This is a genomic window from Leptolyngbya sp. KIOST-1 (assembly GCF_000763385.1).
Taxonomy (GTDB): Bacteria; Cyanobacteriota; Cyanobacteriia; order Phormidesmidales; family Phormidesmidaceae; genus Nodosilinea.
In genome coordinates, this window is record NZ_JQFA01000002.1 from 2,136,888 (window position 1) to 2,158,624 (window position 21,737).

General features: G+C 61.4%; 19 protein-coding genes. 10 read left to right on the forward strand and 9 right to left on the reverse strand.

The features are described from left to right. Nucleotides 1-51 precede the first annotated feature (51 nt). Nucleotides 52-1,584 (reverse strand): photosystem II chlorophyll-binding protein CP47, encoded by a 1,533-nt coding sequence (psbB, locus tag NF78_RS09470; RefSeq protein ID WP_035985900.1) that lies wholly within the window; start codon nucleotides 1,582-1,584, stop codon nucleotides 52-54. Between the two features lie 356 nt (nucleotides 1,585-1,940). On the opposite strand from psbB, the gene NF78_RS09475 reads away from it, so the two are divergent. From NF78_RS09475 to NF78_RS09485, 3 genes are all read left to right on the forward strand, one after another. After that, nucleotides 1,941-2,279: a 2Fe-2S iron-sulfur cluster-binding protein gene (locus tag NF78_RS09475; protein ID WP_035985902.1), complete on the forward strand. Its 339-nt coding sequence runs from the start codon at nucleotides 1,941-1,943 to the stop codon at nucleotides 2,277-2,279. A gap of 322 nt (nucleotides 2,280-2,601) precedes the next feature. Continuing rightward, nucleotides 2,602-2,712, forward strand: a complete 111-nt coding sequence (gene psbM / locus NF78_RS09480; protein WP_017300174.1) for a photosystem II reaction center protein PsbM — start codon at nucleotides 2,602-2,604, stop codon at nucleotides 2,710-2,712. A gap of 161 nt (nucleotides 2,713-2,873) precedes the next feature. Next, the gene (locus NF78_RS09485; protein ID WP_035985903.1) at nucleotides 2,874-3,650 is read left to right on the forward strand and encodes a proteasome-type protease; all 777 of its coding nucleotides are present in this window, start codon (nucleotides 2,874-2,876) and stop codon (nucleotides 3,648-3,650) included. Here NF78_RS09485 and NF78_RS09490 read toward each other — a convergent pair. Continuing rightward, entirely contained in the window at nucleotides 3,647-4,453 is an 807-nt protein-coding gene (locus NF78_RS09490) for a 4'-phosphopantetheinyl transferase family protein (RefSeq protein ID WP_035985904.1), read from the reverse strand. The two genes, NF78_RS09485 and NF78_RS09490, sit on opposite strands and share 4 nt — an antisense overlap. A gap of 93 nt (nucleotides 4,454-4,546) precedes the next feature. Here NF78_RS09490 and NF78_RS09495 point away from each other — a divergent pair, with 93 nt between their 5' ends. The 4 genes from NF78_RS09495 (at nucleotide 4,547) to NF78_RS09510 (ending at nucleotide 8,025) form a co-directional block, all read left to right on the forward strand. Continuing rightward, nucleotides 4,547-5,773, forward strand: a complete 1,227-nt coding sequence (locus NF78_RS09495; protein ID WP_052050040.1) for an NAD(P)/FAD-dependent oxidoreductase — start codon at nucleotides 4,547-4,549, stop codon at nucleotides 5,771-5,773. A gap of 360 nt (nucleotides 5,774-6,133) precedes the next feature. Next, nucleotides 6,134-6,580: an SRPBCC domain-containing protein gene (locus NF78_RS09500; RefSeq protein ID WP_035985905.1), complete on the forward strand. Its 447-nt coding sequence runs from the start codon at nucleotides 6,134-6,136 to the stop codon at nucleotides 6,578-6,580. A gap of 247 nt (nucleotides 6,581-6,827) precedes the next feature. Next, a complete protein-coding gene (locus NF78_RS09505) occupies nucleotides 6,828-7,484 on the forward strand; it encodes a hypothetical protein (RefSeq protein ID WP_225885268.1) in 657 nt (218 codons plus the stop codon). 106 nt (nucleotides 7,485-7,590) lie between these two features. Beyond that, entirely contained in the window at nucleotides 7,591-8,025 is a 435-nt protein-coding gene (locus NF78_RS09510) for a VOC family protein (protein ID WP_035985907.1), read from the forward strand. 132 nt (nucleotides 8,026-8,157) lie between these two features. Here the strand turns inward: NF78_RS09510 and purF are convergent, their stop codons facing one another. From purF to NF78_RS09545, 7 genes are all read right to left on the reverse strand, one after another. Further along, entirely contained in the window at nucleotides 8,158-9,681 is a 1,524-nt protein-coding gene (gene purF / locus NF78_RS09515; RefSeq protein ID WP_035985908.1) for an amidophosphoribosyltransferase, read from the reverse strand. Between the two features lie 425 nt (nucleotides 9,682-10,106). Then, entirely contained in the window at nucleotides 10,107-12,503 is a 2,397-nt protein-coding gene (purL, locus tag NF78_RS09520; protein ID WP_035985909.1) for a phosphoribosylformylglycinamidine synthase subunit PurL, read from the reverse strand. A 150-nt stretch (nucleotides 12,504-12,653) separates the two neighbouring features. Next, nucleotides 12,654-13,886, reverse strand: coding sequence for an RNA polymerase sigma factor (locus tag NF78_RS09525; RefSeq protein ID WP_035985910.1), 1,233 nt, complete (start codon nucleotides 13,884-13,886; stop codon nucleotides 12,654-12,656). Between the two features lie 6 nt (nucleotides 13,887-13,892). Next, nucleotides 13,893-14,510, reverse strand: a complete 618-nt coding sequence (locus NF78_RS09530) for a glutathione S-transferase family protein (protein ID WP_035985911.1) — start codon at nucleotides 14,508-14,510, stop codon at nucleotides 13,893-13,895. A gap of 11 nt (nucleotides 14,511-14,521) precedes the next feature. After that, entirely contained in the window at nucleotides 14,522-14,860 is a 339-nt protein-coding gene (locus NF78_RS09535; protein ID WP_035985912.1) for a YciI family protein, read from the reverse strand. A 178-nt stretch (nucleotides 14,861-15,038) separates the two neighbouring features. Beyond that, nucleotides 15,039-16,049, reverse strand: coding sequence for an adenylate/guanylate cyclase domain-containing protein (locus NF78_RS09540; protein ID WP_035985913.1), 1,011 nt, complete (start codon nucleotides 16,047-16,049; stop codon nucleotides 15,039-15,041). Between the two features lie 150 nt (nucleotides 16,050-16,199). Further along, nucleotides 16,200-16,907: a DUF3120 domain-containing protein gene (locus tag NF78_RS09545; protein ID WP_225885269.1), complete on the reverse strand. Its 708-nt coding sequence runs from the start codon at nucleotides 16,905-16,907 to the stop codon at nucleotides 16,200-16,202. 383 nt (nucleotides 16,908-17,290) lie between these two features. Here NF78_RS09545 and NF78_RS09550 point away from each other — a divergent pair, with 383 nt between their 5' ends. The 3 genes from NF78_RS09550 to NF78_RS09560 all read left to right on the forward strand — a co-directional run bounded on the left by NF78_RS09550 (nucleotide 17,291) and on the right by NF78_RS09560 (nucleotide 21,731). Then, nucleotides 17,291-18,205 carry an undecaprenyl-diphosphate phosphatase gene (locus NF78_RS09550; RefSeq protein ID WP_318655458.1) on the forward strand — a complete coding sequence of 305 codons (915 nt, stop codon included), beginning with the start codon at nucleotides 17,291-17,293 and terminating at the stop codon, nucleotides 18,203-18,205. Between the two features lie 239 nt (nucleotides 18,206-18,444). Continuing rightward, on the forward strand, nucleotides 18,445-19,854 hold the full coding sequence (locus tag NF78_RS09555; RefSeq protein WP_035985915.1) for a TIGR03279 family radical SAM protein: 1,410 nt from the start codon (nucleotides 18,445-18,447) through the stop codon (nucleotides 19,852-19,854). Nucleotides 19,855-20,057: 203 nt separating this feature from the next. Next, on the forward strand, nucleotides 20,058-21,731 hold the full coding sequence (locus NF78_RS09560; RefSeq protein ID WP_081972566.1) for a TolC family protein: 1,674 nt from the start codon (nucleotides 20,058-20,060) through the stop codon (nucleotides 21,729-21,731). Nucleotides 21,732-21,737 lie beyond the last annotated feature (6 nt).

A 21,737-nucleotide genomic window follows, 5' to 3' on the forward strand; every position in this document is an offset into this window, starting at 1 on the left:
CCGGTGGCGAAAGTGTAGACTCAACCACCGGGCAGCTTTAATCAGGCGAAACTAAACCGTTTCTTCTTTACGGGTAGAGGTATCCCCCACCTTGGCAAAGAAGCCCCACTCCACCTGCTCGGGAGACAGATCGGGGTCGATACCTGCAAACACATCGCGGAACAGGGTGCGAGACCCGTGCCAGATGTGGCCAAAGAAGAACAGCAGCGCAAATACCGCGTGGCCGTAGGTGAACCAGCCGCGAGTGCTGGTGCGGAAGACCCCGTCAGAGCCCAGGGTCTCGCGGTCGAACTCGAAGGGCTCACCGAGTTGAGCCTTACGGGCGTAGCGCTTGACCAGCGCCGGTTCGGTAATGGTCTGGCCGGCCAGATCGCCACCGTAGAAGGTGACGCTTACGCCAGTCTGCTCAAAGCTGTACTTAGATTCAGCCCGGCGGAAGGGAATGTCAGCTCGGACAATACCGTCTTTGTCGACCAGCACCACGGGGAAGGTCTCAAAGAAGTTGGGCAGGCGACGCACAAAGAGTTCGCGACCTTCCTTGTCCTTGAAAACAGGATGGCCCAGCCAACCCTCAGCAATGCCGTCGCCCTGAACCATCGGACCAACCCGGAACAGACCGCCCTTGGCCGGGCTGTTGCCCACGTAGTCGTAGAAGGCCAGTTTTTCGGGAATGGCGCCGTAGGCCTCAGCCAGGCTATACCCGGCGTTGACGTCGGCCTGTACCCGCCGCTGAATTTCCTGCTTGAAGTAGTCGCCATCCCACTGGTAGCGGGTGGGGCCAAACAGCTCGATGGGGGTAGCGGCACTGCCGTACCACATGGTACCGGCCACCACAAAGGCCGCAAAGAACACCGCCGCAATACTGCTAGAGAGAACGGTCTCGATGTTACCCATGCGCAGCGCTTTGTAGAGGCGCTGGGGCGGACGCACCGTCAGGTGGAACAGACCGGCAATAATGCCCACAATACCGGCCGCGATGTGGTGAGCCACAATACCGCCAGGGTTGAAGGGGTTAAAGCCAGCCGCTCCCCATTCAGGCGCGACCCCCTGAACATGGCCCGTCAGGCCGTAGGGGTCGGACACCCACATGCCAGGTCCCCAGAGACCGGTCAGGTGAAACGCGCCAAACCCGAAGCAGAGTAGACCCGACAGAAACAGGTGAATGCCAAACATTTTGGGCAGATCCAGCGCCGGTTCGCCGGTGCGAGGATCGCGGAACAGGTCTAGATCCCAGTAGACCCAGTGCCAGCAGGCGGCCAGAAACAGCAGACCCGACAGCACAATGTGGGCCGCAGCCACGCCCTCAAAGGACCAGAAGCCGGGGTTGACAGCGGTTGAGCCGGTTACGCTCCAGCCGCCCCAGGACTCGGTCACGCCCAGGCGAGCCATAAAGGGCAGCACAAACATGCCCTGCCGCCACATGGGGTTGAGCACGGGGTCGCTGGGGTCAAAGGTGGCCAGTTCGAATAGCGCCATGGAGCCGGCCCAGCCAGCTACCAGGGCCGTGTGCATTAGGTGTACAGCAATCAGTCGCCCGGGATCGTTAATGACGACCGTATGTACCCGGTACCAGGGTAGTCCCATTGACTACTCTCCTCCTCTAGGTAAAACAGTGATGTTTTGTGGAATTGATCTTAAGCATTGCCAGATACTGATTAGCCTATCAGAATCGGGCTCCCAGAACCGCCCCAATTGACGCCATCATCCGGGTATTGCTTTGCGGGCCACACCGTTGTTGGATGCTGAATCATTTGGTACAGATGAGATGTAACAATGAAATTACTTAACGAAGTGTAACTAGTCCGAATTGCCCTCGCAAGCTGCCCGAGCCCTGAGCGGTGGCGATCGCGAGGGGGCGCAGTAGATAATCAACTCGGTCTAGCGGCTAAAGGCTTGATCTACCGCCATTGTCGACGCAGAACATAAAGGAGATTTCCCTGATGGCTAATGTTAAGTTTGTTAACGAAGAGGCGGAGATCATTGTTGCCGACGGGTCCAACCTGCGTTTCAAGGCGCTAGAAAACCGCATCGACCTCTATACGTTTGGCGGCAAGCTGATGAACTGCGGCGGCTATGGCCAGTGCGGCACCTGCGTTGTGGATGTTGTGGAGGGGGGCGAGAATCTTTCGCCCCGGACCCAGGTGGAGGAGCGCAAGCTGAAAAAGTGGCCTGCCAGCTGTCGCCTGGCCTGCCAGACTACGGTGCAAGGTCCCGTTTCGGTGGTCACCAAGCCCAGCCGTAAGTCGAAGGCCTCGGCCAAGGCGACCAAGAGCGCCTGAAGCGGGATAGGGGCGCTGAGACTCCACGCTAGTGTCGCTGGGCAGGTGTGGAACTGCCTGGGTTGATGTGTTGGGTTTCAGGGGCTAGATTTCAGGGGCTAGGGCTCAGGTGTCGGGTTTCTGGACTGATGGGCTGACTAATGCCATCGAGTACTCGTGCGTGGCGGGCATTCTCACCGGGGAGAGTGATATTCTAAATTTATGGGAGTCTTTGCCGACGTGAGGTGGCGATCAGCCCGACCTCGACCGCTGGGTTAGGTTGATGGTGCTGCTGACGTAAAGGCTCTGAAGCGACGTTGTTGGGTTGAGAGTAGAGACAAGCATGGAAGTTAATAAACTGGGTTTTGTGGCCAGCATTCTCTTTGTGCTGGTGCCGACGGTTTTCTTGCTGATTCTGTACATTCAGACCTCCAGCAAACAAACGGGTTCGTAGCCTGTCTTGGTTGGGGTAGTGGCTGAGCCATCTGGAGTCAGTCGCCACCCTGTGGGGTCTAGGTGTAGTCTTGAGGCGCTGGTTTAACCGGCGCTTTTTTGTCAATGTTTTGATCACCTTCAACCGCCTCCCCTGCGGCGATCGCACGTTTTATCGAGCCTATGACCTACTGTTTAGGCATTCTGGTGAAGGAGGGTCTGGTGCTGGCCGCCGACTCGCGCACCAATGCCGGTGTGGACTATATCTCGTCGTACCGGAAGCTGTTTGAGTTTTCAAAGCCGGGCGATCGCGTCATTTTGCTCTGCACCTCCGGCAATCTGTCGATTACCCAGGCGGTGGTGCACCAGTTGGCCCAGGACATCAAGCGCGATCGCAAACCCAATCTGCACAGTCTGCCCACCCTTTACGACGTGGCCCGCTACCTGGGGGAACAGATTCGCGCCCTGCAGGAGACCGATCGCCCCTGGTTAGAAAAGGACCAGATTGACTTTCAGTGCAGCTTTTTGCTGGGGGGACAGGTGCAGGGAGATGCGCCGGAGCTGTTCCTGGTCTACAGCCAGGGCAACTGTATCCAGGCCACCCCAGAAACGCCGTTTTTGCAGATTGGCGAAACCAAGTACGGCAAGCCAATTTTAGATCGTACCCTGGGGTTTGACGTGCCCCTCGATGCGGTGGCCAAGTGTGCGCTGCTCTCGATTGACTCGACCATGCGCTCCAACCTGTCGGTGGGACCGCCCATTCACCTGGTGATGTATCAGGCTGGCAGCTTTGAGGTGCGCCACCGAGCCCAGTTTCAGGCGGGGGACCCCTACCTGATCAAAATGCGTAAGCACTGGGAAGTCGCCCTGCGGGAGGCCTCGGTCACAATGCCCGACATTTCCTGGAACCAGGGCGACCTCCCCTCCCCCCTGGGGATTGCCGATTTGGGCAATGGTTAGGCCGTAGGCTGGGGGTTGGGCAACCCCAAGGCAATCGCAGCAGGGGTTGTCTGCTTCAGGTGCAAGACAGGGGCGCTGGAGCCTTGAATCTGCACAGCGATCGCCGCTGTGTAGTGGGCCTCTGGCGGTCCCTGGTAAAGCTTCATCGCTGGCGTTAGGGGGGCAGGGGCCGCAACCTCTATCGCCGTTAGCGCCGCAGAAATCTCTCCCTCCGCTATCTCCAGGGCGATCGCCTGTAGGGAGTCGGCAATGCCCAAACCCTGGGCTTTGAGCCAGGCTTCTTTGCCGGTCCAGTAGCGCAAAAACCGATGGTCGGCCTGGGGATGCTCTAGCCTGAGCACGGTGGCGGCCTCGGTGGTCGTGAGGTAGCGGCGGCACAGCTGTGGCAGGTGCCGTACGGAGCGCAGCCTCTCAATATCGACCCCAATCGCCCCAATGTTAGGGGCCACAGTGACCCCCAGCAGCAGGCGGGTGCCGCTGTGGGAGAGATTGAACACGGGCGTTACGCCTGGGTGATGGGGACAGAGGGCTGGCTTGCCGCGAGGCCCGTAGGCAAAGGTGAGAGCCTGGGGCGGTTGTTTAGTGTAGCGACTGAGCAGGTGGCGCAGGCAGCCCCGGCTCAGGATAAATTGGCGCTGGGCCCCGGCTAACCTAAGGTCCTCAAGGCGGGCCTGTTCCTCGGCTGACAGGACCGTTCTCAGGCTTTCCAGTTCCGATCGCTCAACCTGCTCGGTAGCGATTAGCCAGAGGTCCACGGTTGAGGAGCGAGGGGATGGCTGTGGCACCTGGCCTGGGGCTGGCATGGGCAGTGGAGGGGGCGATCGCAGGGACTGAATCTAGCGCTATTGTGCAGCAAGCTGGGCACTCTGGACACAGCCCCCTGCTATAACTCCGCTATGCCACCGACGCCCCCTACCGCTGGTCCGGCAGATCCGGCTGCCTTTCGCCCCTCCCCGGCCGTTCCCCGGCCGGTGCAGGTCTGCATTGTGGGCGGCGGGTTTGGCGGACTGTACTGTGCCCTGGCTCTGCATCGGCGGTTGGGCAAAGGGACTCCGGTGCGCATTACCCTGGTGGAGCCGCGCGATCGCTTCAGCTTCACGCCGCTGCTCTACGAATTGCTCACCCAGGAGCTGGCCCCCTGGGAAATCGCCCCCGCTTATCGCGATCTCCTCAAGCACACCGCCATCCACCTGTGCCAGGACTGGGTTGAGCGCATTGACTTGGGTCAGCAAATCGTCACCCTGCGCCACGGCCCCCCCCTCACCTACGACTACCTGGTGGTGGCCATGGGCAGCCAGCTGCGACCACCCAGCCTCCCCAGCAGCCAGACCCATACCCTGCCGTTTACCACCCTGCACGACGCCGAACAGCTGGAGCGGCGACTCGGGGACCTCGACTCCTTGTCCCAGGTGCGGGTGGTGGTGGCTGGGGCTGGGGCCAGTGGGGTTGAGCTGGCCTGCAAACTGAGCGATCGCCTCGGGGCGCGGGGCCAGGTCACCCTGGTCGATCGACGGGGAGAAATTCTGCGATCGTACCCCAGCCGCCTTCAGCGGGCGGCGGCGCGCGCCCTGGCCAAACGGGGGGTAGAGGTCTACCTCAACGCCGCCATTGAAGCGGTGGAGGCCAACGGGGTGACCTTTGGCTACGAGGGCAAAACCCGCCATGCCCAGGCCGATTTGATGCTCTGGACGGTCGGCACGGTGCCGCGATCGTGGCCGGGGAACGACGCTCCCAAACCCACCCTTATGGGCCAGTGCCAGGTGTTGTCTACCCTGCAGCTGCCCGACCACAGCAATGTCTTTGTGCTGGGCGATATGGCGGCCATGCCTGCCCCTGGCCGAGACCGCGCCCCCGCCACCGCCCAGGCCGCCTACCAGGCTGGCCCCGCTGTGGCCCACAACATCCTGGCGCTGATCGCCCATCGCCCCCTCAAGCCCTTTGTCTACAACCATCTGGGCGACATGCTCACCCTGGGGCAGGGGGAAGCAGTGGTCTGTGGCTTTGGGCTGTGCATTACCGGGCGGCTGGGCGGCTTTTCGCGCCGCTGGGCCTACTGGCTGCGGCTGCCCACTGCGGCCCACCGCTGGCGAGTGCTCAAGCACTGGCTGGGGTTGAAGGCTTAGGGCGTGTCATCTTCGCTATACCGGAGGAGCTTAGCTATTCTGTGGCTGTAGTTTGCACGGCATTCTAGTCGAAGCAGTTGGGCTAGAATCAGCCCTCGGCGGGGTTGGGTTTGAAAACCGGCGGGAGCTCCTAGAGCGGTTTTAGGGTTCTCAATAGAGCGGAGTACACAATGGCTGAGGTCTAGCTCCCCCCAGTCCTTAGCCGTCTAAGTTGCACTCTGTATCCCACTCGATTAGGCGGGCCGGGGGGAATCCTCACGATGTACTTTTTACAAGAGAAATTCGCCATATAACGCCTGACGCACGGGTAAGGCCAGGTTGGTTTGGGCTGCCCCTTTCTCTCTTACCAAACGCACTGCTATGACTAAAGAACTCACCACGTCCATCGACATTGAGGCCTCGCCTCAGACGGTTTGGCAGATCTTGACCGACTTTTCGGCCTACGGGCAGTGGAATCCGTTTATTCGCTCGATCAGCGGTGCGGCGGTGCAGGGCAGTCGGCTGGAGGCTCAGATTCAGCCCCCGGGAGGGCAGGGTATGACCTTCAAACCCACCGTGCTCGTCGCGGAGCCTGAGAAAGAATTTCGCTGGCTGGGACGCCTTCTAATTCCTGGCCTGTTTGACGGTGAACACCGATTTCAGATCGAGCCGCTGGGCGACAACCGGGTGCGGTTCATCCACGGCGAGACATTTTCGGGGCTGCTGGTGCCGCTGCTGGCCAAGAGTTTAGACACCGACGTGCGGACGGGCTTTGAGGCGATGAACCAGGCGCTCAAAGCGCGGGCTGAGGCGGGTATGGGGCAGTAAGTCCAGCGACTGTTGGTAGCTGGATAGCTGACCAGTTAGAAAACTGAACCCCAATCCGGCCATCCGAACGGTTGGGATTGGTCTAATAGATGGGTAAGGAACAGGCCCGCTACCACTGGTTGGCTCTAGCGCACCTCAACCCTGGGGAACTGACTGCACAGCCCCTATCTACAGCTAGCAGTCAGGCCCTGATCGGCTAGCGGTGGCACGGCCTCGCCCACCTAACTCTATTGTTTGGAGAACGTTCATGATTCTTTGGCGACGGACGCTCGGCGTCGGTTTAGGTTTGGTGGCTGCTGGCAGCCTGTGCACTGTGGCCCAGGCATCCTCTGTTCTGGCGGAGGTCATCGACGACGCTCCCGGCCTGGTACAGGTTGACGAGCTTCCCGTTGAGCAGGCTCAAGCTGAGGCAGGCTTAGTTGACCAGGCCCAGCTAGATCAGACTTCCATCGAACAGGCGGTAGAAAGCCTGGACACCCCCGAGGCTGTGGCGGAGGCGCTGCCTCTTTCCGCAGAGGACCTGGCCGACCTGGTGACCGTGGCCGATCCGGCAACAGAGGTAGCTCTTGTGCCCACTCAGGTGCTGGAAAACCTCTCCCAGGAGCAAATTGAGGCGATCGCCACCATCATCGCAACCGCCGAAGAAACGCCCCGCACCGAAGTTATAGCCAACCTGCCTGCCGAAGTTTTGACCCATCTGGACACCCTGGTGGGGGTTCAGCCGCAGGTCAGCCGCAGGCGCTGGTTGCCCACCAACCTGGTCCGCAGGCTGCGAATTCCCCAAATGGTCGCCGCTCTGATCAGACAGCCGAAAAATTCGGCTCTGGTCATGCTGGGCAACCACATTGTCGTCGTCAACCCGGTTACAGGGGCGGTGCTGGGGGCGGTGTTGGGGGCTCTCTAACGACCATGAGCAACCCCTGGGAGAGAAAGCAGTGGGTTGACGGGCTTGCCCAAATAGTTCGCTTGAACTATTATGCTGGTGCTGTCAACCCTGCGGGTGAAAGACGATGAGCGATGAAAATCCCAGCATCCTTTCCCATGTTTCCGTGGGCACAAACGACTTCGATCGCGCCCTGGCCTTCTACGATCGCGTGCTGCCCAGCCTCGGCTGTCAGCGAATTATGCAGCATCCGGGGGCTGTCGCCTACGGCAAGGTCTATCCCGAGTTTTGGGTACAGACCCCCTTCGATGGTAAGCCCGCTACGGTGGGCAACGGTACCCATGTCGGGTTTGTTGCCCCCACCAAAGACTCCGTGCACGCTTTTTACGAGGCTGCGATCGCGGCTGGTGCCCAACCCGACGGCCCCCCTGGTCCCCGCCCCGACTACGGCGAACCCTACTACGGCTGCTTCGTGCGCGATCTAGACGGCCACAAAATCGAGGCCTCCTACTGGGATATGGCCCTAATTCAAGAACTGTACGGCAACGGCGAGCAGCCGTAGTTGGCTCGGGTCAGTTCTGCCCCTGGGGGGGCAGCCACAGGCGATCGGGTTTGGCTGTGGGTCCGACCAGGCCTGTGTCTGACCATCGGTATGGCTAGACACAGGATTAAACGCTGATTGAGTGAATCGCCCCTAGGTGGCCACGGGTTCTTTGAGCTCAAACTTGAGCTTGGCCCGCTTGAAGGGCTCGGGAATTTCTACCGGATAATTCCCTGTAAAACACGCCGAGCAGAAGCTATCCGGGTCTTGGTAGGTCGTTTCCAGCATTCCTTCCCAGCTCAGATAGGCCAGGGAATTGACATCGATTTGCTGGGCAATCTCCTCCAGGGATTTTGTGGCGGCAATCAGCTGATCCTGGTTATCGGTATCGATACCGTAAAAGCAGGGGTGGGTGACGGGCGGCGACGAAATCCGCATGTGCACCTCGATCGCCCCGGCATCGCGCAGGGCCTGCACAATCTTGCGGCTGGTGGTACCTCGTACAATCGAGTCATCCACGATCAGCACCCGTTTGCCCTCCAGGACGTCCCTGAGCGGGTTGAGCTTCATGCGAATGCCCACCTCCCGCATGGACTGGGTGGGCTGAATAAAGGTGCGGCCCACGTAGCGGTTTTTGATCAGCCCCTCGGCGTAGGGAATTTGGGATTGCTGGGAGAAGCCGATCGCCGCGGGTACCCCAGAGTCGGGCACCGCCATAATCAAATCGACATCGGCGGGGGATTCTTTGGCCAGCTGGTGGCCCAGGCGGCGGCGGTAGCTGTAGAGACTCTCGCCGTTGACAATGCTGTCGGGCCGCGAGAAGTAGATCATTTCAAACACGCAGAGCTTGCGCTGGGTGGCCGCTGCCCACTGGTGAGAGACCAGCCCTTCAGGGGTAATCCACACCAGTTCTCCCGGTTCAATGTCGCGCACGTAGGTGGCCCCGATGATGTCGAGGGCACAGGTCTCTGAGGCCAGCACGTAGTGGGCGGGCTGGCCCACCTCAGGAATGTCGTGGCCGAGCACGCCCAGCACCAGGGGGCGAATGCCCTGCTGGTCGCGGGCACCCAAAATGCCCTGGGGGGTGCCAATCACCAGGCTAAACGCTCCGTAGCAGCGGTTAAACGCTGTTTTGGCCGCCGCCACCCAGTCGGCCCCGTCGTTGACCGCCTCGGCCAGGGCAAAGGCAATCATCTCCGAGTCGGTGGTGGTGACCAGGTCGTGGTTTCGCTGCAGCAGTTCTTCCCGCAGGTCGGCCGCATTGACCAGGTTACCGTTGTGAGCCAGGGCCAGGTTTCCCAGGCGAGTGGGGATGACGGCGGGCTGAGCATTGCACACATGGCTAGACCCCGTGGTGGAGTAGCGGGTGTGCCCAACCGCAATATGCCCTGTCAGGTCTTTAAGAATATGGTCGTCAAACACCTGGGACACCAGGCCCATGTGCTTGTAGCAGTGGGTACCGGACGCGTCAAACGTGGCAATCCCGGCCGATTCCTGGCCCCGGTGCTGGAGGGCAAACAGTCCAAAGTAGGCCAGCCTCGCCACTTCTTCGTCAGGGGCGTAGAGGCCAAAGATACCGCAGGCTTCTTCGGGCTTGTCGGGATGATCCAGGTAGGACGCAGCCCCCTGGCGGGACTGAAAAGACTCGTCGAGGAGGGATTCGGAAGGGAACGTCATGGTGGTGCGGGGTGGCTTTAGGAACGCAATGGCAAAGGAGCAGAACGTCTCAACACATTTGGCTGCCGCATTTTGCCTTCAATGCGAGCCCAGCTTCATCATAGGGCGGGGGCTTTCAGAGTGGTATTAGAAACTACCGAACTTCCCCACCCTGTTTAATAGTTCCTTAATATATGACCGATCATAGCACTGTCCTTTCCCCTCAAGGGGGATAGGTGACAAGAGTGCAGGCAGGTGAAAATCTAGAAATCGGCCCCCCAGGAACGCTGGGGCCAGGGCCAGGCCGTACTAGGCCCTGCTTGGGGTGACTGAGCGCAGGGATGAATCAAAACAGCGCCGCTCCCAGGGCAAACGACCGTTCCCCCTACCCATGCCGCAACTCAGTAACGGCCTTGCTCAATTCGGTGACACCTAAGCAATGCCCCCTATAGGATGGCTTCTACGTTCGCCGCTAGCCGCTGCTCCAGGGCGGTGCTCCAGATGTGGCCCAGGGCGCTCACGGTGTCGCTGAGTAGGGTATGGCCGTCTTGACTGGTCAGGGTCAGGGAGTCGCCCTGGACTGTGCCCAGTCGCTGCCAGGTATCCGTCAGGCGATCGCCCAGGTAGGCTTCCCACACCGTCTGGTGCTCAGGGCGGATCGAAACCACAATTCTGGCCCCACCTTCGCCGAACAGCAGCCGATCCCAACGCTGGTCGGTCTGATTTGCCTCCAGGGTCAGATGAATCAGCCCCCCCCGCTGCCCGCCAATGGCGGACTCCGCTAGAGCCACGGCCAACCCACCCTCGGCACAGTCGTGGGCCGATCGCACCCAGCCCTGGGCAATGCCGTGGCGACAGGCCGCCTGCACCCGCTTTTCTAGCTCGATGTCGATGGCCGGAGGGTGCCCCACGATTGCCCCGTGGATAGCGGCCAGATACTCAGAGCCGCCCAGGGTGACCAGGGGTTTGCCATCGACGGCAGCGGTCAGGGTTTGCTCGACGGGCACACCGAGGAGATAGATCAGGTCTCCGTCCTGCTGCCAGCCCTGACCGCAGGTATGGTTCAAGTCGTCAATCAGGCCGACCATGCCCACGACGGGGGTGGGGTAGATGGGTTGGGGGTTGCCCTGGCTATCTACGGTTTCGTTGTAAAGGGACACGTTACCGCCCGTCACCGGGGTGCCAAACTCGTGGCAGGCTTCCGCCAGCCCCCGACAGGCCTCGGCCAGCTGCCAGTAGCCGATCGGTTTTTCGGGGCTGCCAAAGTTGAGGTTGTCGGTCACCGCCAGGGGCAGTGCGCCCACGCAGCTGAGGTTGCGGGCGGCTTCGGCCACGGCGGCCCTGGCGCCTTCGTAGGGGCTGAGGTAGACGTGGCGGGCGTTGCAGTCGACGGTGGCGGCCAGCCCTCGGGTAACTGCCCCCGGCTGGTAGCCCGGCACCCCTTCCAGGGGTCGCAGACGAATCACTGCAGCATCGCCGTGGCCGGGGTACTGCACAGTGTTGTTCTGCACCTGGTGGTCGTACTGGTGGTAGACCCAGGCTTTGGAGGCGATCGTCGGCTGCCCCAGCAGCTGGTGGAGCACCTCCGTCCAGGGGGTACTCCCTGCATCGGGCCGCGTCAGGCCTGTGGCGGTGCAGGGGGGAAGGCTGGCTTCGCTCCAGGCCCAGGCTTTTTGGGCGTACTCGGGCGGTTCGCTCAGCAGGTCGCGGTGGTAGATCGGCGTGTTTTCGGCCAGGGCCAGGGCCGGAATTTCGGCGGCGGTGTCGCCTTTGAACAAAATTCGCACGATGGCGTCCGGGATGACGGTGCCCGCCACCACGGCGTGCAGCCCCCAGCGCTCAAAAATCTCGATTACCTCGGCTTCACGGCCTTTGGCGACCACAAACAGCATCCGCTCCTGGGACTCGGAGAGCAGGTACTCGTAGGGCACCATGCCGGTTTCCCGCACCGGAATCAGATCGAGATCCAGCTCGATGCCGACCCCACCCTTGGCGGCCATCTCGGCGGTGGAGCAGGTGAGACCCGCCGCCCCCATGTCCTGGGCGGCGATGATCGCCCCGGTCTTAAACGCCTCCAGGCAGGCTTCCACCAGGGATTTTTCTAAAAACGGGTTGCCCACCTGCACGGCAGGGCGATCGGCCTCGGATTCGTCGGTCAGCTCGGCACTGGCGAAGCTGGCTCCGCCCATGCCGTCGCGCCCGGTGGTGGAGCCGACATAGACCACTGGGTTGCCGATGCCCGCCGCCCCCGACTTCACAATCTCGTCGGTCTCCAGGATGCCGATCGCCATGGCGTTGACCAGGGGGTTGCCGTTGTAGGCGGCATCAAAATAGACCTCCCCCCCCACGGTGGGCACACCAAAGCAGTTGCCGTAGTGGGCAATGCCCGACACCACCCCCTGGCAGAGGCGGCGGGTGCGGCTGTCGGTCAGGTCGCCAAACCGCAGGGAGTTGAGCACGGCGATCGGGCGAGCCCCCATGGTAAAAATGTCGCGCAGAATGCCGCCAACGCCCGTGGCGGCCCCCTGAAACGGCTCCACCGCCGAGGGGTGGTTGTGGGACTCAATTTTGAAGGCCACCCGCAGTCCGTCCCCCGCATCGATAACGCCAGCATTTTCCCCCGGCCCCACCAGCACGCGCGGCCCCTCGGTGGGAAACTGCTTCAGCAGCGGACGCGAGTTTTTGTAGCAGCAGTGCTCAGACCACATCACCCCGAACATGCCCAGCTCCGCCCGGTTGGGGTGGCGGCCCAGGCGCTGCACAATGTCGTCGTATTCTTCGGGGCGAATGCCCTCGGCGGCGATCTCGGCGGGGCTGAAGGGGGCGGTGGAGTAGGCAGTCATGGGGTTGGGGGGGAAGTTGCTTCCCGATCTTATCCCTAAGTTGTCTTTTGTAGCTGGAGGGGGGGGGGAGGGGGGGGAGGGGAGGGGCGTGGGGGAGGTTTGAGTGGTGAGTGGAGGCTCTACCGAGGACTGTCTTGATGGCTAAGGGTGTCAGGTCTGGAGCAGGCGCGATCGCCCCAGCAGAAATTCCCGAATCGCTGCATCTTCGCAGAGGCCGATCGCCTGCTGGTAGGCCTCCCTGGCGGCTACAGGCTGACCCAGCTGGTGCAGCAAATGGGCCTTGAGGGCCCAGTAGGGCTGGTAGTGCTTGACCTCACTGAGGGGGAGCTTTTCCAGGGCTAGCAGACCGACGGCAGGGCCACGGGCTGCCGCGATCGCCGCCGCCTGGCTGACCCTGGCTCCCAGCGTCGGTGCCAGTTGCAGCAGCCCTTCGTAGAGTAGGGCGATCGCCTCCCAGTCGGTCGCTTGCCCCCTGACCCGCTGCATGTGGGCCGATTGAATCGCCGCCTCTAGCTGAAAGCGTCCCAGGCGCTGGGCCACCGCCGCCTGCCCCAGCAGCTGCTCCGCCTCCCGCAGCAGGCTTTGCGACCACAGCTCAACCCTCTGATCCGACAGGGGAACGTAGGTTCCCTCGGTGGTCCGACGGGCCCTGGTGCGCGCTTCACAAAACAGCATCAGAGCCATCAGCCCCTTCGCCTCCGGCTCCTGGGGCATCAGCTGCACACACAGGCGAGCCAGCCAGATCGCCTCCTGGGTCAGCCCCTGATGGCGGGGGTCGCGGCCGGCCACGTCTTCCCAGCCCAGAGTGTAAAGGGCATAGATGGCCTCTAGTACCGCCTGAAGCCGGGCCGGTAGCTCCTTTTCCTCCGGAATGGTGAAGGCAATGCCCGCATCACGAAGTTTGGTCTTGGCTCGCACCAGCCGCTGCCCCATGGTGGTGGGCGATACCAGAAACGCCGAGGCGATCTGCTGAGCGTTGAGGCCCAAAATCGTTTGCAGCATCAGCGCCGTGTGGAGGCTGGGGGCGATCGCTGGATGGGCACAGGCAAAGAGCAGCTTCAGGCGATCGTCGGGAAACACAATCTCGTCCACCGCCGGCCCTAGCGCTGCGGTTGGGGTATTGGCCTGAAGAGTTTGGAGCACCCGCGCCTGGGTTTGTCCGCGCCGGGCAGTGTCGATCAGTTTACGGCGGGCGGTCACCAGCAGCCAGGCCTCGGGACGGGCCGGTACCCCCTGCGCTGGCCAGGTGTTGAGGGCGGTGAGAAACGCATCGCCGAGGGCATCCTCAGCCGCCGCCACATCCCGGGTCTGAGCCGCCAGGTAGGCGACCAGTCGACCATAGGCGTTGCGGGCCGCCAGTTCTGCCGCTCGACGTGCATCCATGGGGGGTTAACTCCGTGGCTTGGTTTGCTGCCAGGCGGGTAGCGCCTCAATGCGCTCGTACCAGGCCTGGAGATGGGGATAGTCTGCCAACGGAAACTGCCCCGGCCCGGCGTAGGTGAGGTCACTGGCGACTGAAAAATCGGCCAGGGTGAGCGTGTCGCCGACTAAGAAGGCGCGCTCAGCCAGGTGGTCCTCAAGCACCTGGGCCTCCTGGCGAAAGCGATCGGTCGCCTCCTTCACCACTTGGGGGTCGGGTTCACCCAACTGCAGCAGGGGCTTCACGAAGTTCTCAAACTGCAACGGCTGACAGCTGCCGTACCAGTGGGCGAGTTGCCAGCTCTGCCACCGCATAATGTCGGCCCGACTCCGTGCGTTGTTGGGCCACAGGGGTGTGGGTAGCTGGCTGGCCAGATACTGCATAATCGCCGTCGACTCCCACAGAATAAAGTCGCCATCCTGGAGGACCGGCGTCCGCCCAGTGGGGTTGAGGACCATAAATTCAGGGGTGCGCTGTTCCCCCTTTTGCAAATCGACCAACCGCAGGTCGAGGGGAAGGTTCAAATGAATGGCCACTGCGTGGACTTTGCGGGTATTGGGCGAAGGGGGAAAGTAGTAAAGTTTCATGGGGTCGTCTCCTAGGCGGGATTCGAAAGCAGAGGGCGCACTTCAACGGCACAGTTGCTGGCAGCGGGGCAGCGAGCCGCCCAGTCCAGTGCGGTGTCGAGATCGGGCACCTCAATCAAAAAAAAGCCCCCCAGCTGCTCTTTAGTGTCAGCAAAGGGGCCATCCTGCACCTGCCGCTGGCCGTCCTTCAGCTGCAGGGTAGTGGCGGTGTGGCTGGGGTGCAGCGCCGCGCCTCCGACCATAACTCCGGCATCCGCTAGAGCCTGAGAGTAGGCGCTGTAGGCGGGCATCTGCTGTTCGCGGTGGGCTAAGTCATGCTCGGTTTCGTAAACCAAAATGGCGTACTGCATCGGTCAACTCCATCAATAGGTCGATGTTAGAGGGCGTGAATAGCCCTATGTAACTACGACGAATGGAGCCAAGGCATTTCGACATCGCTGGAAAAACTTGGCCAACTCCTTGAGGCCGAAAAGGTGATCCGAGCCCGCAGCCCCGGCCCAAAGTCTGATGATGCCAAGGACAGGGTAGCTAGAGCGTTTCAGCCAAAAACTGGTCGAGGTCGGAAAAGGTGCCGGCCCGCAGGGTGAAGGGCTCTTCGTAGCCCTTCATTTCCACAGTGAAGCGCTTAAAGGGAGGGGGTGCCATATCGGCGGTGTCAGCTCCAGCTTCGGGGCCGCAGATTTTTTGAATGTACTCGTAGGTGGTTTCGCCCAGGGCGAGATCGAGTCCCAGATGCTTGGTGGATGACTCCAGCCGAAAGGCGGCGTTGACGGTATCGCCCAGGGCGGTGTAATCGGGGCGATCGCCGCTGCCGGTGTTGCCCACCATGGCGTAGCCCGTGTTGATGCCAGCCCCAATCCGGAGTGGAAAAGGCAGCGGAAACTGCTGGTGGAGCTGTTCGGTCATGGCCGCCAGGGTGCTGACGGCCTGCAAAATTTGTAGCACCGTGGCCTCATCGGCCCCCTCGGGACCGTGAATCCAAACGGCCATCACCGCATCGCCAATGTATTTATCAACCCAGGAGCCGTACTGACCAATAATTTCCCCGGCTCGGCGAAACCAGGTGCCGATCGCCTCGGAATGAATTTTTTCGTCGGTTTGGCGGGTCATGACGGTGAAGTCACGAATGTCGACGACCATCACTGAGATCAGCTGGCGCACGTGGAGCATGGCGGTGGCGGTGGTGTCGCTGCCGCGAGCATCGCCCCGACTTGTGACGGCGACGGTTGCGACGGGCGAGCAGAACCGCAGCTCGGTTTGGCCAAAGGTGAGCAGGTCGCCGTCGTGCAGAATGACAGGAACGCTGACCCGCCGTCCGTTCACAAAGGTGCCGTTGCGGCTGCCCAGATCGATCAGGTAAAACATGCCGTTGTCAGTGCCCTGGAGCATGGCATGGTTGCGGGAGATCCAGCGATCGGGTAGCACAAAGTTGTTGTCGTCGCCCCGGCCAACGGTCCAATAGTTGCCGCCTACCAAAGAGAGCTGGCGATCGCCGGAGCCGGTTTTTAGCGCAAGGTAGGGACCAGAGAAGGAAGTCACGACAGTAGGATAAGGGCGCGGGCTGAAATCAGTTGGGCGCGATCGCGAACTAGAAAACCCTTTAATTTAAGGTCGCGATCGGAGCAGACCACCCCAAGGTTTCCCTGAGCTGAATCCATTATGCCAGATATGCAAACCCTGTCATGCAAGCTAGGCCAGGGCTGCCGTCAAAAAAAACAGCCCATCGACGATCAGCGTACTAAACACGGCTCCGCCAAAGGCCCACCAGGCTAACTGGCGGGAGGTGGTCAGCGCGATCGCCGTCGCCACCAGCAAAAATAGCACCAGCACGAGCGCCCGACAGGCGGCCACATCCGACTCCAGGGTCACGCTGGCTGCGCGCAGCACCAGAGGAGCTACATCGGGGTCTGACAGCATCAGCTGTTGCCAGGTGGGGAACAAATGCATCCAGTTGATGTAGAGATCGGTGACGGCGGTGCCCAAGAGAGAGCCCAAGAAGAAATAGCTGCCAACGCGACCCCAGCCCCACTGCAAACAGACAACCGCAATGGGCAACCCTAACGCTTCAATCGGCAAATGCACCAGCGGATCCCAGCGGAACCACCCCCAGTAGATCGACCCCGTCAGCCAGATCCACCCGAAGCCAACGATCAGGTCGCCCCAGAGGTGCAACCGAGAGCGCTGCATCATCCAGGCTCCTAAGCCCAGCCACAGCGGCGTCATCGCCAGACTGACCCAGGGGAAATAGCGCACCAGGGGAGCCTGCACAAACACGGGTAAGATGACGAGCGCCAGAGAGACTGCAAACACCCGAATTTGCAGACGAGAGGCGGCCAGCCAGTCGATCGCTGAGGCCAGCCAGGAGGGGGAAGCGTTGTTGGAGTAGGAAAGACTCAATGGAATCCTGAAAGCGGGTTAACTATCGTTAACATAACATGCCCCCCAGGGGGATGCACGGGACTGCCCTGGCAAAAGCCGCAGGTCAGCCTCTGTTGAAGGCACTGACCCCCAGTATTAAGCCCACACAAAGAATTTAGATTCTCGGCTTGGGCAAGTTTGGGGTCTCGTACAATGACACACGAGGTCAGCCGTTCCGCTGAACCTGGCCTACTGTCAGTATATGTGTTTATTTGTAAAGCTTTCTACGTCGTGAGGGGTTCCCCAGGGTTTCCTCAGAGGTAGATCCGAGTCAAATTGGCACCTGACCTGGTGCCCGACCCAGCGCCTGAACCCTATCACCGCCAGGGTTTCGATGTAATGCACTGTTAGTGGTTTCACCTATGACTATGAGTTTTGCCAGCCTTTTCCCCTGCCTCGCCCAGACCGGCGGCGGCGGTGAGACGGCGCTGTTGACCGATATGTCGGTCTGGCAGGCCATCGTAATTGGCGTGGTGCAGGGGTTTACTGAATTCCTGCCGATTAGCAGCACGGCCCACGTCAAAATCGTGCCGGTGATGCTGGGCTGGGGCGACCCTGGGGTGGCGTTTACGGCGGTGATTCAGCTCGGCAGTATTGCCGCCATCCTCTGGTACTTCTGGGATGATCTGGTGCAGGTCACTACGGGTATGGTCAAAGCCGTGGGCGATCGCAACTTTGATGCTCCAGATTTTCGGCTGGGGATGGGCATTTTGGTGGGCACCCTGCCGCTGATTGTGGGGGGCGTCTTTGTCAAAGTCTTTATTCCCGATTTTGACAACTCTTTTTTGCGGGGCAGCGCCACCATTGCCATGGTCTCCATTCTTATGGCCGGGCTGCTGGGGGTAGCGGAGGTGTTTGGCCGCCGCGTCCGCACCTTTGAGTCGCTCAAGTTCTACGACGGCATCATGATGGGCTTTGGTCAGGCCCTGGCGATTATTCCGGGGGTGTCGCGGGCGGGGTCCACCCTGACCGCCGGCCTGTTTATGGGGCTAGAGCGGGCCACCGCCGCCCGGTTCTCATTTTTGATGGGAATTCCGGCCATTGTGCTGGCGGGTCTGGTGGAGGTCAAAGACTTTTTTGACGCCGATACGGCTTCGGTGGGCGCGGTGCCCCTGATCGTCGGCCTGATTGCCACGGTGATCTCCTCCTATGTCTCGATCGTTTGGCTGCTGGGCTTTTTGAAGCGGCACACCACCTGGGTATTTGTGTGGTACCGCCTGGCCTTTGGGGTGGCGATTCTGACGGCGATCGCCATGGGGCACACGCCCAGCCTGTAGGGACCAGAGGGCATGGGGACTGGGCGCAGGGCCTCTGGTCCCTGATTGGTGGCACTAACCTCTTTCTACCCTGCACCTAATCCGAAATCTGATTTAGTAAGCCCTGATTCACAATCAGGAACTGGTAGGGCGTACCATGCTGCGCCCCTACAATTGGTATCCTCCCGATACCCGAACCCCGATACCCAATCCTCCGACACCTCCTAATATAGAGAAGCAGATTTCCAACCGTTACTTCCATGGGCACCCAGGCCATTCGTCCCGCCCGCATCACCGCCGTGCTGCCCGACTCCATCGCTGAAGAGATAGGCTTTGAACCGGGGGATGCCCTGGTGGCCATCAATGGCCAGAAACCCCGCGACCTGATCGACTACCGCTTTCTCTGCGCCGATGAGGAACTGGCCCTGGAGGTGCTCGATGGCCGGGGCAGAACCCACCGGATTGAAATAGAAAAAGAGATCGACGAGGACCTGGGCCTGGAGTTTGAAACCGCCCTGTTCGACGGGCTGATGCAGTGTAACAACGCCTGCCCCTTCTGCTTTATCGATCAGCAGCCCACCGGCAAACGGGGCACCCTCTACCTCAAGGACGACGACTACCGGCTCAGCTTTCTCTACGGCAGCTATCTTACCCTCACGAACCTGCTGCCCCAGGAGTGGGACCGGATTGCGCAGCTGCGGCTGTCGCCCCTGTATGTGTCGGTGCATGCGACGGAGGCAGCGGTGCGATCGCGCCTGCTGAAAAACCCCAGGGCGGGCCAAATTCTCGATCAGCTCACCTGGTTTCAGGACCAGCGGCTGCAAATTCACGCCCAGGTAGTGGTTTGCCCCGGCATTAACGACGGCGTTCACCTGGACACCACCCTGCGGGATCTGGCCAAATTCCACCAGGGAGACACCCCGGCGGTGATTTCGGCCGCGGTAGTGCCCGTTGGCCTTACCCGATTTCGCCCCCAGGACGACGAGTTGACCCCCGTCACCCAGGCCCAAGCCCGGCAGGTCATCGACCAGGTGCAGGCGCTACAGAGCGAGTGGCGGCAGCAGTTCGGTACCAATTTTGCCTGGCTGGCCGACGAGTGGTTCCTGATCGCCCAGCGATCGGTGCCCGCCGAGAGCCACTACGAAGACTATCCCCAACTGGGTAACGGGGTGGGGTCAATTCGCCAGTTTCTCAAGGCCTTTGAGCAGTCGGCTGCCGACTTTTTGCCCGAGGCCGTGAGCCCGCCCCGCACCCTCACCTGGGTCGTGGGCAATGCGGTTGAGCACGCCTTTCAGCCGATTGTCGATCGCCTCAACCAGGTACAGGGCCTGACCGTGCACCTGGCGGCCCTGGCCAGCGACTACTGGGGCCGCGAGATGACCGTCACCGGATTGCTCACCGGCCACGATCTGCTGCTGGGGTTGCGGCAGCGCTCCCTGGGGGATGCCCTGCTGCTGCCCACCGTGATGCTCAAACCCAGCGACTCGGGCGACCCTGGCGACACGCTGTTTTTGGACGACACAAGCGTCGCCACCCTCAGCCAGCAGCTAAACTGTCCGGTGCTGCCCGTGGATGACACCGATGCTCTGGTCAGGGCCTGTTGCGGAGATCTGCCCGCTCACCAATTCACTGATTTACAGCCCGCCGCAGGCTATTGGGCCCCCTCGTGATTGTACTAAACCGTTTAGTTTGCTAAGCTATGGTCGAGAAAATTTTGCGGTCGACCCTTCTACCCTGGGGCCTAAATGTGGCTCTCTCTAAGGGCGGAATTGGCTGCGGGGGACTCAAGTGTTCCCGATGCCGATATGCTAAAAAGCTGAGGCAGAAAAATTGATTTTCCCGGTTGGTGGTTCATTTTCGCTACGGATAGTCCATGGTGCCTATGCTTTACTCCTATCGACGCTGTCTGGTACCCCTGGGCCTGGGCATGACGCTATCTGGCTGGTGCGCTGTGGGGTTGGCCGCCCCGGAAACCCCGACCGAAACAGAGGATGGAGCGGCGATCGCCCAGGTTGAGGCCGAAACGTCAGGAAGTCCAGATCCGAGCTCGCTGGATGCTCCTGCGGTGCTGCCAGGGGGGGAGGGGCTAGAGCCTGGTGAGGAGGCCGTGCCCCTGGAGGTCGATGGTGGTGGCGGTGGCCGACCGGCGGCGAGGCGCCCTGGTCTGCCATTGCCCCAGTCGGACCGACCGACTGACCAGGGTTTTGAAACCCCGCCCCCCTACCTGACCCCTGCCCCCAACCCGCTGCTGGTTCCGACTCGCCCCGAGGAGGTGGAGATCCTGGGAACTCAGCCCCTGTCGTTGGAAACCGCCATTGAACTGGCTTACCGCAACAGTGAGCAACTGCGCATCGCACTACTGCAGCTGGAGCGGAGTCAAGCGGGCCTGCGGGCTGAACAGGCGCTACTGTATCCCACCGTCGATCTCAGTGGCGGTCTGCAAACCACGAACCAGTCTGCTGGAGGTGGCCCCGGACAGACCGGGGGCGACGTCACCACTACGACCGGCTCGGCCAGCCTCAGAACTGACTACGATCTGGGTATCTCGGGGGAGCGATCGGCCCGGATTGCCGCCGCCGAGCGACAGGTACGGCTGTTTGAGCTGCAGGTGGAGCAAACCCGCGAGGATTTGCGGCTCAACACCATTAACGATTACTACGCGGTGCAGGAGGCTATCGAGCAAATTCGCATCAATCAGGCGTTTTTGGTTGAGGCTGAGCGCAACCTGGGCGATAGCCAGCTGCGCGAGGAGGTCGGGGTGGGTACCCGCTTCGATGTGTTGCGGGCCGAGGTGCAGGTGGCCAACGCTCGCCAAACCCTGACCCAGGCCACCAGCCAGCGGCAGATTGCCCAGCGGCAGCTGGCCCGACGGCTCAATGTGCCTGCTTCAATCGACCTCACCACCCTGGCCGTCAATATTGTCGGCGCCTGGCCGCTCTCTCTGGAGGAGAGCATTGTGCTGGCGTTTCAAAATCGGGCTGAGCTAGAGCAATTTTTGGTGGAGCGAGAGTTCAACGATGCCCAGCGTCAGATCAGCCTGGCTGCTCTGCGGCCACGCCTGGGGGTCTTCGGTCAGTATGGGGTCCAGAGCGTGCTGGGCTCGTCGGTAGGGGCGGCTTCCGGACTGAATGACGGGTTTTCCCTAGGCGCACAGCTGAGCTGGCGGCTGTTTGACGGCGGCGGCGCCCGAGCCAGGGCGGCCCAAAACGAACTTGACATTCAGGTCGACGAATCGGAGTTTGAAAGCGCCCGCAACGACATTCGCGTGCAGGTGGAAGAGGCCTACTACACGCTGGTGGCGAACCAGGCCAATATCGACACGGCGACGGTGGCCGTCGCTCAGGCGGAGGAGGCGCTGGAGCTGGCCAACCTGCGATTCAATGCCGGTGTGGGTACCCAACTCGACGTGTTGACTGCCACCCGGGAACTGGCGGAGGCCGAGGGCAATCTGGTCACCGCCGTGCTCAACTACAACCGCGCCCTGGCCCGCCTGGAGCGCGCGATTAGTAACCTGGATAGCCCTGCTAACCCTGGTGTTGGGTTCTAGGGGCGC